This is a genomic window from Rufibacter ruber, assembly GCF_014138425.1.
Classification (GTDB): domain Bacteria; phylum Bacteroidota; class Bacteroidia; order Cytophagales; family Hymenobacteraceae; genus Nibribacter; species Nibribacter ruber_C.
Window position 1 is genome coordinate 62,091 of record NZ_JACJIQ010000023.1, and the last position, 13,123, is coordinate 75,213.

General features: G+C 41.1%; 27 protein-coding genes. All 27 read right to left on the minus strand.

Translation table 11 applies throughout. The features are described 5' to 3' along the window. Positions 1-37: 37 nt before the first annotated feature. A complete protein-coding gene (gene rpsD, locus FHS90_RS20320) occupies positions 38-643 on the minus strand; it encodes a 30S ribosomal protein S4 (protein ID WP_066832397.1) in 606 nt (201 codons plus the stop codon). A gap of 21 nt (positions 644-664) precedes the next feature. Then, positions 665-1,057, minus strand: coding sequence for a 30S ribosomal protein S11 (gene rpsK, locus FHS90_RS20325; protein ID WP_066832394.1), 393 nt, complete (start codon positions 1,055-1,057; stop codon positions 665-667). 10 nt (positions 1,058-1,067) lie between these two features. After that, positions 1,068-1,445: a 30S ribosomal protein S13 gene (rpsM, locus tag FHS90_RS20330; protein WP_066832391.1), complete on the minus strand. Its 378-nt coding sequence runs from the start codon at positions 1,443-1,445 to the stop codon at positions 1,068-1,070. An 11-nt stretch (positions 1,446-1,456) separates the two neighbouring features. Beyond that, a complete protein-coding gene (gene ykgO / locus FHS90_RS20335) occupies positions 1,457-1,573 on the minus strand; it encodes a type B 50S ribosomal protein L36 (RefSeq protein ID WP_071885446.1) in 117 nt (38 codons plus the stop codon). Positions 1,574-1,577: 4 nt separating this feature from the next. Next, the gene (gene infA, locus FHS90_RS20340) at positions 1,578-1,796 is read right to left on the minus strand and encodes a translation initiation factor IF-1 (RefSeq protein WP_048919321.1); all 219 of its coding nucleotides are present in this window, start codon (positions 1,794-1,796) and stop codon (positions 1,578-1,580) included. A 3-nt stretch (positions 1,797-1,799) separates the two neighbouring features. Then, complete coding sequence (map, locus tag FHS90_RS20345) at positions 1,800-2,570, minus strand: type I methionyl aminopeptidase (protein WP_182514383.1); 771 nt, start codon at positions 2,568-2,570, stop codon at positions 1,800-1,802. A 3-nt stretch (positions 2,571-2,573) separates the two neighbouring features. Then, positions 2,574-3,899 carry a preprotein translocase subunit SecY gene (gene secY, locus FHS90_RS20350; RefSeq protein ID WP_066832385.1) on the minus strand — a complete coding sequence of 442 codons (1,326 nt, stop codon included), beginning with the start codon at positions 3,897-3,899 and terminating at the stop codon, positions 2,574-2,576. Positions 3,900-3,902: 3 nt separating this feature from the next. Further along, entirely contained in the window at positions 3,903-4,349 is a 447-nt protein-coding gene (rplO, locus tag FHS90_RS20355) for a 50S ribosomal protein L15 (RefSeq protein ID WP_066832382.1), read from the minus strand. Position 4,350: 1 nt separating this feature from the next. Then, the gene (gene rpmD, locus FHS90_RS20360; protein WP_066832378.1) at positions 4,351-4,530 is read right to left on the minus strand and encodes a 50S ribosomal protein L30; all 180 of its coding nucleotides are present in this window, start codon (positions 4,528-4,530) and stop codon (positions 4,351-4,353) included. 2 nt (positions 4,531-4,532) lie between these two features. Further along, on the minus strand, positions 4,533-5,051 hold the full coding sequence (rpsE, locus tag FHS90_RS20365; protein WP_066832375.1) for a 30S ribosomal protein S5: 519 nt from the start codon (positions 5,049-5,051) through the stop codon (positions 4,533-4,535). A 4-nt stretch (positions 5,052-5,055) separates the two neighbouring features. Next, the gene (rplR, locus tag FHS90_RS20370) at positions 5,056-5,409 is read right to left on the minus strand and encodes a 50S ribosomal protein L18 (protein WP_066832372.1); all 354 of its coding nucleotides are present in this window, start codon (positions 5,407-5,409) and stop codon (positions 5,056-5,058) included. 8 nt (positions 5,410-5,417) lie between these two features. Next, positions 5,418-5,972 (minus strand): 50S ribosomal protein L6, encoded by a 555-nt coding sequence (gene rplF / locus FHS90_RS20375; RefSeq protein WP_066832369.1) that lies wholly within the window; start codon positions 5,970-5,972, stop codon positions 5,418-5,420. A gap of 11 nt (positions 5,973-5,983) precedes the next feature. Beyond that, the gene (gene rpsH / locus FHS90_RS20380; protein ID WP_066832366.1) at positions 5,984-6,382 is read right to left on the minus strand and encodes a 30S ribosomal protein S8; all 399 of its coding nucleotides are present in this window, start codon (positions 6,380-6,382) and stop codon (positions 5,984-5,986) included. 86 nt (positions 6,383-6,468) lie between these two features. Then, a complete protein-coding gene (gene rpsN / locus FHS90_RS20385) occupies positions 6,469-6,738 on the minus strand; it encodes a 30S ribosomal protein S14 (protein WP_048919312.1) in 270 nt (89 codons plus the stop codon). A gap of 4 nt (positions 6,739-6,742) precedes the next feature. Beyond that, positions 6,743-7,294, minus strand: coding sequence for a 50S ribosomal protein L5 (gene rplE, locus FHS90_RS20390; protein ID WP_066832362.1), 552 nt, complete (start codon positions 7,292-7,294; stop codon positions 6,743-6,745). 1 nt (position 7,295) lies between these two features. Further along, complete coding sequence (gene rplX / locus FHS90_RS20395; protein WP_066832360.1) at positions 7,296-7,619, minus strand: 50S ribosomal protein L24; 324 nt, start codon at positions 7,617-7,619, stop codon at positions 7,296-7,298. Between the two features lie 20 nt (positions 7,620-7,639). Further along, positions 7,640-8,008, minus strand: coding sequence for a 50S ribosomal protein L14 (gene rplN, locus FHS90_RS20400; protein WP_066832356.1), 369 nt, complete (start codon positions 8,006-8,008; stop codon positions 7,640-7,642). Position 8,009: 1 nt separating this feature from the next. After that, a complete protein-coding gene (gene rpsQ / locus FHS90_RS20405; RefSeq protein ID WP_066832353.1) occupies positions 8,010-8,267 on the minus strand; it encodes a 30S ribosomal protein S17 in 258 nt (85 codons plus the stop codon). A gap of 11 nt (positions 8,268-8,278) precedes the next feature. Continuing rightward, positions 8,279-8,473, minus strand: coding sequence for a 50S ribosomal protein L29 (gene rpmC / locus FHS90_RS20410; protein ID WP_182514384.1), 195 nt, complete (start codon positions 8,471-8,473; stop codon positions 8,279-8,281). 2 nt (positions 8,474-8,475) lie between these two features. Continuing rightward, positions 8,476-8,898: a 50S ribosomal protein L16 gene (rplP, locus tag FHS90_RS20415; protein ID WP_066617994.1), complete on the minus strand. Its 423-nt coding sequence runs from the start codon at positions 8,896-8,898 to the stop codon at positions 8,476-8,478. Between the two features lie 27 nt (positions 8,899-8,925). Beyond that, positions 8,926-9,708 carry a 30S ribosomal protein S3 gene (gene rpsC / locus FHS90_RS20420; RefSeq protein ID WP_066832349.1) on the minus strand — a complete coding sequence of 261 codons (783 nt, stop codon included), beginning with the start codon at positions 9,706-9,708 and terminating at the stop codon, positions 8,926-8,928. Positions 9,709-9,713: 5 nt separating this feature from the next. Further along, positions 9,714-10,100 (minus strand): 50S ribosomal protein L22, encoded by a 387-nt coding sequence (gene rplV / locus FHS90_RS20425; RefSeq protein ID WP_066832347.1) that lies wholly within the window; start codon positions 10,098-10,100, stop codon positions 9,714-9,716. Further along, positions 10,100-10,378: a 30S ribosomal protein S19 gene (rpsS, locus tag FHS90_RS20430; RefSeq protein ID WP_048919303.1), complete on the minus strand. Its 279-nt coding sequence runs from the start codon at positions 10,376-10,378 to the stop codon at positions 10,100-10,102. Before rpsS ends, rplV begins: the two co-directional genes overlap by 1 nt. A 3-nt stretch (positions 10,379-10,381) precedes the next feature. Beyond that, on the minus strand, positions 10,382-11,206 hold the full coding sequence (gene rplB / locus FHS90_RS20435) for a 50S ribosomal protein L2 (RefSeq protein ID WP_182514385.1): 825 nt from the start codon (positions 11,204-11,206) through the stop codon (positions 10,382-10,384). Positions 11,207-11,218: 12 nt separating this feature from the next. Continuing rightward, positions 11,219-11,506, minus strand: a complete 288-nt coding sequence (gene rplW, locus FHS90_RS20440) for a 50S ribosomal protein L23 (RefSeq protein WP_048919301.1) — start codon at positions 11,504-11,506, stop codon at positions 11,219-11,221. Beyond that, the gene (rplD, locus tag FHS90_RS20445; RefSeq protein ID WP_066832341.1) at positions 11,506-12,138 is read right to left on the minus strand and encodes a 50S ribosomal protein L4; all 633 of its coding nucleotides are present in this window, start codon (positions 12,136-12,138) and stop codon (positions 11,506-11,508) included. The genes rplW and rplD overlap by 1 nt, the downstream gene beginning before the upstream one ends. A 1-nt stretch (position 12,139) precedes the next feature. Further along, entirely contained in the window at positions 12,140-12,760 is a 621-nt protein-coding gene (rplC, locus tag FHS90_RS20450) for a 50S ribosomal protein L3 (protein WP_066832339.1), read from the minus strand. Positions 12,761-13,123: the final 363 nt, after the last annotated feature.

Sequence of the window (13,123 nt, forward strand, 5' to 3'; positions counted from 1 at the left end):
GATTGCTGGTTTAAGGTTGACACTTACTTAGAACTTATTACTTAGAGTAAAGCTCGACAATCAGCTGCTCCTGAATTTTCTCAGGGATCTGATCACGCTGTGGATTCGAGATGAATTTACCAGCCATTTGGCTACCATCCCACTCCAACCAAGTGAATTGACGAGCATTACGACCAGCTAAACTGGTAGTAATAGCTTCTAATGATTTAGATTTCTCACGCACACTCACCACATCGCCAGGGCGAAGGGTATAGGAGGCGATATTCACAACGCCACCATTTACTTGAATGTGATTGTGATTTACTAATTGACGGGCGGCACGTCTGGTAGGAGCAATACCTAAACGATACACCGTGTTGTCTAGTCTTGCTTCCAATAAAGCCAGTAAGTTCTCACCAGTGATACCTGTTTTACGGGCAGCTTTGTCAAACAAATTAGCGAACTGACGCTCTAATACACCATAGATGTATTTAGCCTTCTGCTTTTCCATTAACTGGATTGCATATTCAGATTGCTTTTTTCTACGACCACGGCCATGTTGGCCAGGACCATACGCTTTCTTAGCTAGCGCTTTGCTTGGTCCAAAAATTGGTTCATTGTATCTTCTAGAGATTTTACTCTTAGGGCCTGTATATCTTGCCATTTCTAATACTAAATAAGATCCTTAAACTCTTCTGCGCTTTGGAGGGCGGCAACCGTTGTGTGGAAGTGGCGTTACATCCTTGATAGAGGTAATTTCAATTCCAACATTTTGCATAGTCCGGATAGCTGACTCACGTCCAGCTCCTGGGCCTTTTACAAACACTTCAGCCTTTCTCAAGCCAGCCTCATAAGCTACTTTACCGCAGTCTGCGGCAGCCATCTGAGCTGCATAAGGAGTATTTTTCTTAGACCCTTTAAAACCCATTTTACCAGCAGAAGCCCAAGAGATAACTTGGCCGTTGATGTTGGTAACAGAGATAATAATATTGTTAAAAGAAGCTTTGATGTGTACCTGACCAACAGGCTCCACCACAACCACGCGCTTCTTGGCTTTATCTTTTCTTTTCTGAGCCATTGTCGTTTAATTATTTAGATGCCTTCTTCTTGTTTGCAACAGTCTTACGCTTACCTTTTCTGGTTCTAGAGTTATTTTTGGTTCTCTGACCTCTAACTGGTAAACCTTTTCTGTGACGTAAACCGCGGTAGCTACCAATGTCCATCAGACGCTTGATGTGTAGCTGAACCTCAGAACGAAGAACACCTTCTACTTTGTGCTCAGAAGCAATTACATTACGAATTTCTCCGGCTTCTTCCTCCGTCCAATCCTTTACTTTCTTGTCAAGATCCACCCCAGCCTTCACCAAAATAGACTGTGACAACTTACGGCCAATGCCGTAGATGTACGTCAAAGCGATTTCGCCTCTTTTGTTATCTGGAATATCAACTCCTGCTATTCTAGCCATGTTTTAAAAAATTAACCTTGTCTTTGTTTATAACGTGGATTTTTCTTGTTGATCACGTAAAGCTTGCCTTTACGTCTGATCACTTTGCAGTCTTCACTGCGTTTCTTAACTGACGCTTTTACTTTCATCTGTTTATTTGTAACGGTAAACTATTCTGCCTTTACTAAGGTCGTAAGGAGACATTTCTAATTTCACTCTGTCTCCAGGAAGAATCTTGATGTAGTGCATCCGCATTTTCCCAGAAATATGAGCGATAACTTGATGGCCATTTTCTAATTCAACCCGGAACATTGCATTGGATAGTGCCTCAATGATGGTACCGTCTTGTTCGATGGAAGACTGTTTAGCCATGTATTAATTCAGTGCGTTATCTATGTAATCAAAAGTAGTTAAAATCTCTGCTTTGCCTTTTCTCACCACCACTGTATGTTCAAAATGCGCAGATGGTTTTTTATCTCTGGTTCTAATGGTCCAGCCATCTTCTTCTTGAACAACATGTCTGGAACCTAAATTCACCATAGGTTCAATGGCAAGTACTAAGCCTTCCTGAAGCTTCATCCCCTGGCCTCTTTTGCCATAGTTAGGAACCTCAGGGCTCTCATGAAGGTTCCGGCCCAAGCCATGTCCTACTAATTCCCGGACAACACCATAGCCAAATTGTTCCACATGAGATTGAACAGCATACCCTATGTCACCAATTCTGGCTCCGGCAACTGCCCATTCTATACCTTTATATAAAGACTCCTTGGTATGAAGGAGCAAATCTCTTACTTCAGGACTTACTTCCCCTACAGCATGGGTGTAAGCGCTGTCACTATGGAAGCCTTGAAAAAAAACTCCGCAATCTATAGATACTACATCTCCAGATTGCAGAGAATAATTACCAGGGATACCATGTACTACTGCAGAATTTAAGCTAATACAAAGACTATGCTTAAACCCATTGTAACCTTTGAAGGAAGGAGAGCCTCCATTGTCTCTTATGAACTCTTCGGCAACGGCATCTAACTTCAAGGTTGTAACACCCTCAACAACATGCTTGGCAATTTCACCATGCACCTTGCTGAGGATGTTAGCACTTTGTTTAATAAGCTCGATTTCTTCTTCGGTCTTATATATTATCATTCCTTAAGAAGCTACCGGTATGTTCTTTGATCTACCTCTCAGTTGGCCAGATTTCATCATGCCGTCATAATGACGCATTAACAGGTAACTTTCGATCTGATTCAAAGTATCAAGAACAACTCCAACCAAGATGATAAGTGAGGTACCACCAAAGAATGCAGCAAATTCTCGGGTAATCCCGAACAGCATAGCAATAGAAGGAAGAATAGCAATAATAGCTAAGAATAATGCACCTGGGAACGTAATACGAGTAAGAACTTCATCAATGTATTCAGAAGTAGCCAACCCGGGTTTAACTCCCGGAACAAAGCCCCCACCTCTTTTCAAATCATCTGCTATCTGATTAGGATTAACACTGATAGCAGTATAAAAGAAGGTGAAAACAATAATTAAAACTGCAAAAGAGAGGTTATACTGCCAAGAGGTATAATCTGAAAAGACATTACCTATTTCATTTGCCAAATCACTTTCATTTCTCCAGAATGAGGCAATCATGCCCGGAAGGAACATTAAAGATTGAGCAAAGATAATAGGCATTACACCAGCAGCATTAACTTTCAAAGGGATAAACTGTCTCTGACCAGCCTGTAGAGAAGCGCTCCCACCTACTTGTTTTGCATATTGCACTGGAATTCTTCTGATAGCCTGGGTTAGCATTACTACACCCATGACTACGAAGAAAAGAACTAGCAACTCAATAATAAAGATAAGTGCTCGTCCTAAACCTAATGCGAGGGCTTCACCCACTAATGCGCCAGGGAGCCTAGAAACAATACCTATCATGATTAACATGGAGATACCATTTCCAATACCTTTATCTGTAATCTTCTCCCCTAACCACATACAGAACATAGTGCCTGCCGTTAAGATGATCATGGAAGAAATAGTGAAGAGAGGACCAGCAACAGACGGATCTATTGCATCTGCATTGATGGTTGCCAGAAAACCAACTGATTGAGCAAGAGTAATAGCAATAGTCAATACCCTTGTGTATTGGTTGATTTTCTTACGACCAGACTCACCCTCCTTCTGCAATTTCTGAAAATAAGGAACTGCAATGGTTAGAAGCTGTAAAACGATGGAAGCAGAAATATAAGGCATGATACCCAATGCAAAAATGGAAGCATTGCTAAATGCTCCACCTAAAAAGGCATCTAATAAACCTAAAATCCCCTGGGCACCACCTTTCAATTGATTGGGATCAATTCCAGGAAGTACCACATAGGAACCTAATCTGAAAATTGCGATGAATCCTAAAGTATTTAGGATTCGTACTCGCAAATCTTCAATCGCAAAAATATTCTTAATCGTAGTAATCAGCTTCTTCATCTGTTACAGAGTCACAACCTTGCCGCCTGCTTTTTCAATTGCTTCAACTGCAGTTTGTGAAAACGCATGCGCGTGAACCTCAATAGCAGTTGTTAATTCGCCTCTTCCTAAAACTTTGATGTTATCATTCTTTGAAGCCAATCCGTTCTCACGTAAAACAGCAAAGTCAATAACAGAAGCACCAGATTTAGATGCCAGGCTCTGAAGAACATCAAGGTTTACTGCAGTGTATTCAACCCGGTTAATATTTTTAAAACCGAATTTAGGTACACGGCGTACTAATGGCATCTGACCACCTTCAAAACCAGCTTTAGATGAATATCCTGAGCGTGATTTAGCTCCTTTATGACCACGGGTGGAGGTTCCTCCTCTACCAGAACCGGTACCACGACCAATTCTCTTCCGGTTCTTAGTTGAACCTTCAGCAGGCTTTAAATTACTTAAGTTCATTTTAGACCTCCTTAATCGATACTAAATGTTGTACTCGGTTAATCATCCCCGCAATCTGAGGAGTCATTTCTTTCGTGACAGTTTTATTGATCTTACCAAGACCTAAAGCTTTCATTGTGAGCTTTTGTCTCTCCGGACGATCAATAATACTTTTTATCTGAGTGATTTCTACACTTGCCATAATTACCCGTTGAATACACGTTGAAGACTAATTCCACGCTGCTGAGCAACCACCAATGGATCACGCATTTTAGAAAGAGCATCAAAGGTAGCTTTAACCACGTTGTGAGGGTTAGATGATCCTTTTGACTTAGCCAAAACATCTTTGATTCCAGCACTTTCAAAAACTGCACGCATTGCACCACCAGCAATTACACCGGTACCGGCAGCAGCTGGCTTGATCAATACAAAACCACCGGAGAATTTACCCTCCATCTGGTGAGGCACAGTGTGCTTGAACAAAGGAACACGTACTAAGTTTTTCTTAGCATCATCAATACCCTTTGCAATAGCATCTGTCACTTCGTTTGCTTTTCCTAAGCCGTACCCCACAACGCCATTACCATCACCTACAACCACAATGGCAGAAAAGCTGAATCTTCTACCACCTTTTACCACTTTGGCTACACGGTTAATGGCTACCACACGCTCTTTCAGCTCTATGTCGCTCGCCTTAACGTTTTTGATATTTAATTTAGACATGTTCTTAGAATTTAAGACCCGCTTCACGAGCCCCTTCTGCTAATGATTTAACTCTGCCATGGTATAAGTATCCACCTCTGTCAAAAACTACTTCGGTGATACCTTTTTCCAAAGCTTTAGCTGCAATATCACGACCTACTGAAGTAGAAGACTCGCTTTTATTTGAAGCTGTTGCTCCTTCAATAGCAGCAGATGAAGAACTTGCTAATGTTATACCTTGCACATCATCAATCAGCTGAGCATAAATAAATTTATTGCTTCTGAAGACAGACAGACGTGGACGCTGAGCTGTTCCCGACACCTTGTTACGGATGCTACGACGGATTCTCAGTCTTCTTTTTGCTTTATCGAATGCCATTTTCTTACTTATTTAGAAGCAGTTTTACCAGCTTTTCTTCTAACAACCTCACCCACGAAACGAATACCTTTGCCTTTATAAGGCTCAACTTTACGTAATGAGCGGATTTTAGCAGCAACTTGTCCTATCAACTGCTTATCTATACCTTCTAAGGTAATAACAGGAGCTTTACCTTTTTCTGTCACCGCAGTGGCAGAAATTTCTTCAGGAAGAGCTACATAGATATTGTGAGAGTACCCTAAAGCAAGCTCAAGGTTCTGTCCTTGAGTTGTAGCCTTATAACCCACACCTACCAGCTCCAAAGACAACTTATAACCAGTGCTAACTCCAACCACCATGTTGTTGATAATTGCACGGTAAAGACCATGAAGGGCTTTATGTCTTTTTTGTTCTGTTGGGCGAGAAACAGTTAATACTCCATCCTCTATTGCAACTTGTATGTCAGTATCAACTTGAGAAGAAAGTGTTCCTTTAGGACCTTTCACTGTTACCAAGTTCTCCTGGTTTACCGTCACCTCAACACCTTGTGGGAGAGTGATGGGCAGTTTTCCTATCCGTGACATTTCTACTTAAATTAATACACGTAACATAACACTTCACCACCTACATTAAGACCTTTGGCCTCTTTGTCAGTGATAACACCCTTTGAGGTGCTTAAGATGGCTACACCATAGCCATTCAATACACGTGGCATCTCATCAAAATGCACGTACTTACGGAGTCCCGGCTTACTAACTCTTTCAAGTTTCACGATAGCAGACTGCTTTGTAGCTGGATCATACTTCAAAGCTATTTTAATGGTGCCTTGAACTGAGCTATCATCGAACTTGTAACTTTGGATATAACCTTTCTCGTAGAGAACCTTGGTTAATTCCTTTTTTATTTTGCTAGCCGGAATTTCAACTACACGGTGATTTGCCTTGATGGCATTCCGTAGTCTAGTTAAATAATCTGCTATCGGATCTGAATGCATTAGACTATATTTTTAGATTCCGCTCTTTTTAAGGAGCCGCAAAGATACTAATGTTTTCCTAACTATAATAATGGTAGGAGTAATAATTACCAACTAGCCTTCGTTACCCCAGGAATCTTGCCGGCAGAAGCCATCTCTCTAAATGTAACGCGAGAGATGCCAAACTTTCTCATATAGCCTCTTGGTCTGCCGGTTAATTTGCATCTGTTGTGCAACCGAACAGGAGAAGCGTCTTTGGGCAATTTATCTAGAGCTTCATAATCGCCAGCAGCTTTTAATTGAGCTCTTTTAGCTGCATATTTAGCAACCAATTTTTGTCTTTTAAGCTCTCTTGCTTTCGCTGATTCTTTAGCCATTTTGTTATTTCTTTAAGTTAGCGAACGGTAAACCAAAAGCTTTCAACAATTCAAGGCTCTCCTCATCTGTTGTAGCTGTAGTCACAAAAGTGATGTCCATACCAGCAATTGATTTGATTTTATCAATGCTGATCTCAGGGAAGATGATTTGTTCTTTTACCCCAAGAGTATAGTTACCACGTCCATCAAAACCTTTGTCGCTGATACCTTTGAAGTCACGTACACGTGGAAGTGCAATGGTCACCAAACGATCTAAGAACTCATACATCTTCTCTCCGCGCAATGTAACGCGGGCACCAATGGGCATACCCTCTCTCAACTTAAAGTTAGAGATAGAGTTCTTGGCTTTGGTTTGTACCGCCTTCTGACCTGCAATGATGGTTAATTCATCAACTCCAATATCAACCAGCTTCTTATCAGCAACAGCATTACCAATACCTCTGTTAATGCTGATTTTGGTGATTTTGGGAACTTGCATTATGCTCTTGTATTGAAATTTCTCTTTCAATGCAGGCGTAATTTCTTTTGTATATTTCTCTTTAAGTCTAGCCGCCATCTTAGATTAAGTTTCCAGTTTTTTTGGAATAACGTTGTAGCTTACCATCATTGTTAAGCTTCTTACCTGATCTAGTTGCTACATTAGTAGAAGGCTCTACTAACATTACATTACTGGCATGGATAGGAGCTTCCAATTTAACGATACCACCGCTAGGATTTTTAGCGCTGGGCTTTTGGTGCTTAGATACCAGGTTAAGTCCTTCTACAACCACCTTCTGCTTATCAGTTAAAACAGAGGTCACTGTTCCAGTTTTACCTTTATCATCACCCGCGATCACTTTAACAGTGTCACCTTTCTTCACATGAAGTTTATGCTTTGACATCTTGTTTTCTCTTCTCGTGTTTATAATACTTCAGGAGCCAAAGAAACAATTTTCATAAACTGTCTTTCGCGTAATTCACGGGCAACAGGCCCAAAGATGCGCGTACCACGTGGCTCATCGTTGTTGTTCAATAACACCGCAGCATTATCATCAAAACGAATATATGATCCATCTTTACGACGAACCTCTTTCTTAGTGCGAACGATCACAGCTTTGTGAACAGTTCCCTTTTTTACGTTTCCTGAGGAAAGAGCAGATTTTACGGTAACAACAATTTTATCACCAACAGAGGCATATTTTTTTCCTGTACCACCCAATACCCGGATGCACAGAACCTCTTTTGCTCCGCTGTTATCAGCAACAGTAAGTCTTGATTCTTGTTGTATCATATTATTTAGCTCTTTCTACAATTTCAATTAAGCGCCAGCATTTGTTCTTGCTCATTGGCCGAGTTTCCATAATGCGTACGGTATCACCAATACCGCACTCATTATTCTCATCATGAGCCATAAACTTTTTGGACTTAGAAACAAATTTCCCATAGATTGGGTGTTTCATTTTGCTTTCAACCATAACAGTGATGGATTTATCCATCTTGTTACTTACCACGCGTCCAGTTTTTTCTTTTCTTAGATTTCTCGTCTCCATGGTTTCAAATATTAGCCATTGAGCTCTAAAGACCGCAACTGCGTCTCTAGCCTGGCGATGGTTTTTCTTGTATGCTTAATTCTGGAAGGATTCTCAAGAGGAGAAATAGCATGGGCGAACTTTAGGTTCACTAAATTGTTTCTCTCTATGTTGAGTTGCTCTTTCACTTCATTAAGTGAAAGAGCTTTGATTTCTGATTGCTTCATGACTATTTCTCAACGTAATCTCTACGTACAACAAATTTTGTTCTAACTGGTAGCTTTTGAGCAGCCAGTCGTAAAGACTCTTGAGCTACTTCTAGCGACACTCCGTCAGATTCAAACATAATAGTACCTGGTTTCACTACGGCTACCCAGTACTCAGGAGATCCTTTACCCTTACCCATACGAACCTCTGCAGGCTTTTTTGTGATAGGCTTATCAGGGAAAATACGAATCCAAACTTGACCTTCCCGTTTCATAGCACGTGTCATTGCAATACGAGCTGCTTCAATCTGACGGCTGGTGATCCAAGAGGCTTCTAATGATTTGATGGCGAAAGACCCAAAGGAGATAGTACTCCCTCTGTGCGCAAGACCGTGAACGCGGCCTTTTTGCATCTTTCTATATTTAGTCCGTTTTGGCTGTAACATTTCAATTAATACCTAAAGGTTTAACAACTACTTGCGCTTGCCTCCGCGCTTTTGGTTGGCATCAGCTGGACGCTTGCGGCTGTCTCTACGGTCGCCACGGTCGTTACCTCTTTCACCTCTTTCGTTACGAGGAGCTGAAGAAGAACCACCACTCTGCTGACCAGCATTAGGAGATAAATCACGCTTACCGAAAACTTCTCCTTTGAAGATCCACACTTTGATACCTAGCTTACCATAAACAGTTTGTGCTTCTGATAAAGCATAGTCTATATCAGCTCTTAGGGTATGTAAAGGAGTACGACCTTCTTTGTAATGCTCAGTACGTGCCATCTCAGCCCCACCTAAACGGCCTGAAACCTGGATTTTAATACCTTCAGCACCCACTCTGATCGCAGAAGCAATGGCTTGTTTCATAGCTCTCCTAAAAGAGATACGCGCCTGTAATTGCTGAGCTACTGATTCACCTACCAATTTAGCATCCAGTTCCGGACGCTTAATTTCAAATATGTTAATCTGAACATCTTTGCTAGTGATCTTCTTTAGCTCTTCTTTTATCTTATCAACCTCTTGACCACCTTTACCAATCACCACACCTGGGCGGGCAGTATTGATAGTAATAGTGATTCTTTTAAGAGTTCTCTCAATAATGATTTTTGAAATACCTCCTTTTGGGATACGGGCTAGAATGTATTTACGGATCTTTTCGTCTTCAATCAGCTTGTCAGCGAAATCCTTCCCTCCGAACCAATTAGAGTCCCAGCCTTTAACAATACCTAGTCTTAGGCCTACTGGATTAACTTTTTGTCCCATTTTAACTATTTGGCTTCGTTAGAGGTAGATGTTTCAACTGGCTCCGCTTCCACTTTAGAATCAATCACAAGGGTTACGTGGTTAGATCTTTTTCTGATTCTGTGACCACGCCCCTGAGGAGCAGGCCGCAAACGCTTCAGCATCTTTCCTTCATCTACTCTAATCTCTTTAATATACAGATTAGCATCTTCAATGCGGGCATCTTCATTAGCTGCTTGCCAGTTTGATAAAGCAGATAAAAGAAGTTTCTCCAATTTAGGAGCGCCGGCATTCGCTTCAAATTTCAATAAACCTAATGCGCGGGTAACACTTTTACCGCGAATCAAGTTCGCTACCAATCTCATCTTACGTGGTGAGCTAGGTACATTATTTAATTTAGCAACCGCTTCCATTATCTTTTACCTTTATCTTTCTTAGCAATGTGGCCTCTGAAGTTTCTGGTAGGTGCAAATTCACCTAACTTATGGCCTACCATGTTCTCCGTTACATACACTGGAATGAATTTATTCCCATTGTGCACTGCAAAGGTATGACCAACAAAATCTGGAGAAATCATAGAACGACGTGACCATGTTTTGATCACTGCTTTCTTTCCAGACTCATCCATTGTCTGCACTTTTCTATCGAGCCTGTAGTCAATATAAGGCCCTTTTTTTAATGATCTTGCCATTAGTTATTTTTTCCTTCTATTAACAATCAGGTTCTCAGAAAATTTATTTTTATTCCTAGTCTTCTGACCTTTAGCGTAAAGACCTTTACGTGATCTTGGGTGACCTCCAGATGACTTACCTTCACCACCTCCCATTGGGTGATCTACAGGGTTCATGGCTACACCTCTCACTCTTGGTCTAATACCCAACCATCTGCTACGTCCTGCTTTTCCAAGCTTCACGTTCATATGGTCAGCGTTTGATACAGTACCAACTGTAGCCATACAGTTTACAAGTACCATTCTCATTTCACCGGAAGGTAATTTTAAGGTTGCATAGCGGCCTTCACGAGCAACTAGCTGCGCATAAGAGCCAGCACTTCTTGCTAATACAGCTCCTTGTCCGGGTGCCAGTTCAATATTATGAACTATAGTACCTAAAGGAATATCAGAAAGAGGTAAAGCGTTTCCAACCTCAGGTGCTACTCCTGGTCCTGACACCACGGTTGCATCTACAGCCAAGCCTGCTGGTGCAATGATATAGGCTTTCTCACCATCTGCATAGTACAACAGTGCAATACGTGCTGTTCTATTGGGATCGTATTCAATCGCCTTTACAGTTGCAGGAACGCCGTATTTAGATCTTTTAAAGTCAATGATACGGAATCTCTTTTTATGACCGCCACCAATGTAGCGCATGGTCATTTTACCTGCGTTGTTGCGTCCACCAGATTTTTTCTTGGATGCCAACAAAGATTTCTCCGGCTCGCTCTTCGTAATTTCTGTGAAGGCCGGCGCTATTCTAAATCTTTGACCTGGTGTTGTTGGTCTTAGTTTCTTTAATGCCATTCTAGTTATTGCTTATATACCGCTATAGAAATCGATTACTTCCCCTTCTTTCAAAGTAACAATCGCCTTCTTAGAGGATGCTGTACGTCCGGTTACAACGCCAGATTTGGTATTGCGGGACTTAAGTTTTCCTTGAGTTCTCATAGTAGAAATTTTCTCTACTGTAACTCCGTATCTGGATTGGATCGCTTTCTTGATCTCAATCTTATTTGCTTTTCTATCAACTTCAAAAGCATATTTACCTACTTCATTCAAAGCGGTAAGCTTTTCAGTCAATAATGGTCTTTTTAAGATACTCATTATTTATTCGCGTAAATTTCTTCAAACACAGAAAGAGATTCCTCTAAACAAACTACCTTATCAGCATTCAACAAATCATATGTTGTTAAAGCACCAGGAGTAGCTACTTTTACTTTAGGAAGGTTTCTGCTAGACAGAACCACATTTGTATTCGCTTCTTTGGTTACAACCAATGTCTTTCTTTCTCCAACCTTTAAGCTTTGAAGAATATTAGCGAAGCTTTTAGTTTTAGGGGTATCAATGGTGATGTTATCTACTAACACCAGACGCTCATCTTTTGCCAAAGTAGAAAGTGCAGAAAGTCTTGCTAACGCTTTCAACTTCTTATTTAACTTGAAGCTGTAGTTTCTTGGTCTTGGCCCAAAAATACGACCTCCCCCAACAAATACTGGTGACTTTAAAGAACCTGCTCTAGCGCCACCGGTACCTTTTTGGCGTTTGATCTTTTTAGTAGAGCCTGCAACTTCATTGCGCTCTTTAGATTTATGTGTTCCCTGGCGTTGGTTTGCTAAGTATTGTTTAACATCCAGATACATCGCGTGCTCATTTGGCTCAATACCGAACACCGACTCCGGAAGGGCTACTTTCCTTCCAGTATCTTCACCTTTACTATTGAAAACTGATAGCTCCATCTTATTTCTCAACTACAATAAATGAATTTTTAGCGCCCGGGATAGAACCGCTCACTACTAAAACGTTTTGCTCTGGCAAAATGCGCAGTACGCGCAAGTTCTGAACTTTAACACGGTCACCGCCCATTCTTCCAGCCATACGCATTCCCTTGAATACTCTGGATGGCCATGAACATGCTCCAATTGAACCAGGGTGCCTTGCTCTGTTGTGCTGACCGTGAGTCTGGCCGCCAACACCACCAAAGTTATAGCGTTTTACTACCCCTTGGAAGCCTTTCCCTTTTGAAGTACCCACAACATCCACAAACTCTCCTTCTTCAAAAAGAGCAACGTTAACTTCATCACCTAATGAGTAGGAGGCTACATCATCTAGTCTAAACTCCACTAATTTTTTCTTAGCGGTGGTGTTTGCTTTGGCAAAGTGTCCAGCTAGCGCTTTGCTAGTTCTTTTAACCTTCTTCTCTCCGTACCCAAGCTGAACAGCTGTATAGCCATCTGTTTCTTGTGTTTTAACCTGAGTTACTACACATGGTCCTGCTTGAATCAAAGTACAGGCCACGCTCTTCCCTTCAGGTGTGAAGAGGCTTGTCATTCCGATTTTCTTACCGATAATTCCAGGCATTCTACTTTTTATTTAAACAATTTATACTTAAACCCACTAGGGTTCTTTTCGGGAGTGCAAAGTTCTATATTTAATTTTTATTTTACAAGCTATCCTAAATTATTTGTTTTCAGGCAGTAAGGTTTTCTTTTGGAATTTCACTTTGATATATGATTCATAACTAAATCTTTATACAAAAACTGCTTTCCTGTGCAGCTCGTGTGCTATAACACTTCTTTAAAATGTAATCTTAATGCATCATAACATTTTGCTTTTTCTTTTATTTAATATTGAAGCTGTTTAGAGTTTTTGATTTTGGTTGAATTTTCGGATAAACAAGGCTGTAAAGGCTAGCAGATGCAGGGCAAGCCAGTGCTGCGCCCT

Coding starts and splice junctions, on each gene's coding strand:
- rplB (WP_182514385.1), bottom strand. CDS start 11,206: ATGGCATTAAAGAAACTAAGACCAACAACACCAGGTCAAAGATTTAGA.
- rplC (WP_066832339.1), bottom strand. CDS start 12,760: ATGCCTGGAATTATCGGTAAGAAAATCGGAATGACAAGCCTCTTCACA.
- rpsS (WP_048919303.1), bottom strand. CDS start 10,378: ATGGCAAGATCATTAAAAAAAGGGCCTTATATTGACTACAGGCTCGAT.
- rplD (WP_066832341.1), bottom strand. CDS start 12,138: ATGGAGCTATCAGTTTTCAATAGTAAAGGTGAAGATACTGGAAGGAAA.
- rpmC (WP_182514384.1), bottom strand. CDS start 8,473: ATGAAGCAATCAGAAATCAAAGCTCTTTCACTTAATGAAGTGAAAGAG.
- rpsE (WP_066832375.1), bottom strand. CDS start 5,051: ATGTCTAAATTAAATATCAAAAACGTTAAGGCGAGCGACATAGAGCTG.
- secY (WP_066832385.1), bottom strand. CDS start 3,899: ATGAAGAAGCTGATTACTACGATTAAGAATATTTTTGCGATTGAAGAT.
- rplN (WP_066832356.1), bottom strand. CDS start 8,008: ATGATACAACAAGAATCAAGACTTACTGTTGCTGATAACAGCGGAGCA.
- rplV (WP_066832347.1), bottom strand. CDS start 10,100: ATGGAAGCGGTTGCTAAATTAAATAATGTACCTAGCTCACCACGTAAG.
- ykgO (WP_071885446.1), bottom strand. CDS start 1,573: ATGAAAGTAAAAGCGTCAGTTAAGAAACGCAGTGAAGACTGCAAAGTG.
- rplE (WP_066832362.1), bottom strand. CDS start 7,294: ATGGCGGCTAGACTTAAAGAGAAATATACAAAAGAAATTACGCCTGCA.
- map (WP_182514383.1), bottom strand. CDS start 2,570: ATGATAATATATAAGACCGAAGAAGAAATCGAGCTTATTAAACAAAGT.
- rpsM (WP_066832391.1), bottom strand. CDS start 1,445: ATGGCTAGAATAGCAGGAGTTGATATTCCAGATAACAAAAGAGGCGAA.
- rplW (WP_048919301.1), bottom strand. CDS start 11,506: ATGAGTATCTTAAAAAGACCATTATTGACTGAAAAGCTTACCGCTTTG.
- rplX (WP_066832360.1), bottom strand. CDS start 7,619: ATGTCAAAGCATAAACTTCATGTGAAGAAAGGTGACACTGTTAAAGTG.
- rpsK (WP_066832394.1), bottom strand. CDS start 1,057: ATGGCTCAGAAAAGAAAAGATAAAGCCAAGAAGCGCGTGGTTGTGGTG.
- rpsQ (WP_066832353.1), bottom strand. CDS start 8,267: ATGGAGACGAGAAATCTAAGAAAAGAAAAAACTGGACGCGTGGTAAGT.
- rplR (WP_066832372.1), bottom strand. CDS start 5,409: ATGGCATTCGATAAAGCAAAAAGAAGACTGAGAATCCGTCGTAGCATC.
- rpmD (WP_066832378.1), bottom strand. CDS start 4,530: ATGGCAAGTGTAGAAATCACTCAGATAAAAAGTATTATTGATCGTCCG.
- rpsC (WP_066832349.1), bottom strand. CDS start 9,708: ATGGGACAAAAAGTTAATCCAGTAGGCCTAAGACTAGGTATTGTTAAA.
- infA (WP_048919321.1), bottom strand. CDS start 1,796: ATGGCTAAACAGTCTTCCATCGAACAAGACGGTACCATCATTGAGGCA.
- rplP (WP_066617994.1), bottom strand. CDS start 8,898: ATGTTACAGCCAAAACGGACTAAATATAGAAAGATGCAAAAAGGCCGC.
- rpsH (WP_066832366.1), bottom strand. CDS start 6,382: ATGCATTCAGATCCGATAGCAGATTATTTAACTAGACTACGGAATGCC.
- rplF (WP_066832369.1), bottom strand. CDS start 5,972: ATGTCACGGATAGGAAAACTGCCCATCACTCTCCCACAAGGTGTTGAG.
- rplO (WP_066832382.1), bottom strand. CDS start 4,349: ATGAACTTAAGTAATTTAAAGCCTGCTGAAGGTTCAACTAAGAACCGG.
- rpsD (WP_066832397.1), bottom strand. CDS start 643: ATGGCAAGATATACAGGCCCTAAGAGTAAAATCTCTAGAAGATACAAT.
- rpsN (WP_048919312.1), bottom strand. CDS start 6,738: ATGGCTAAAGAATCAGCGAAAGCAAGAGAGCTTAAAAGACAAAAATTG.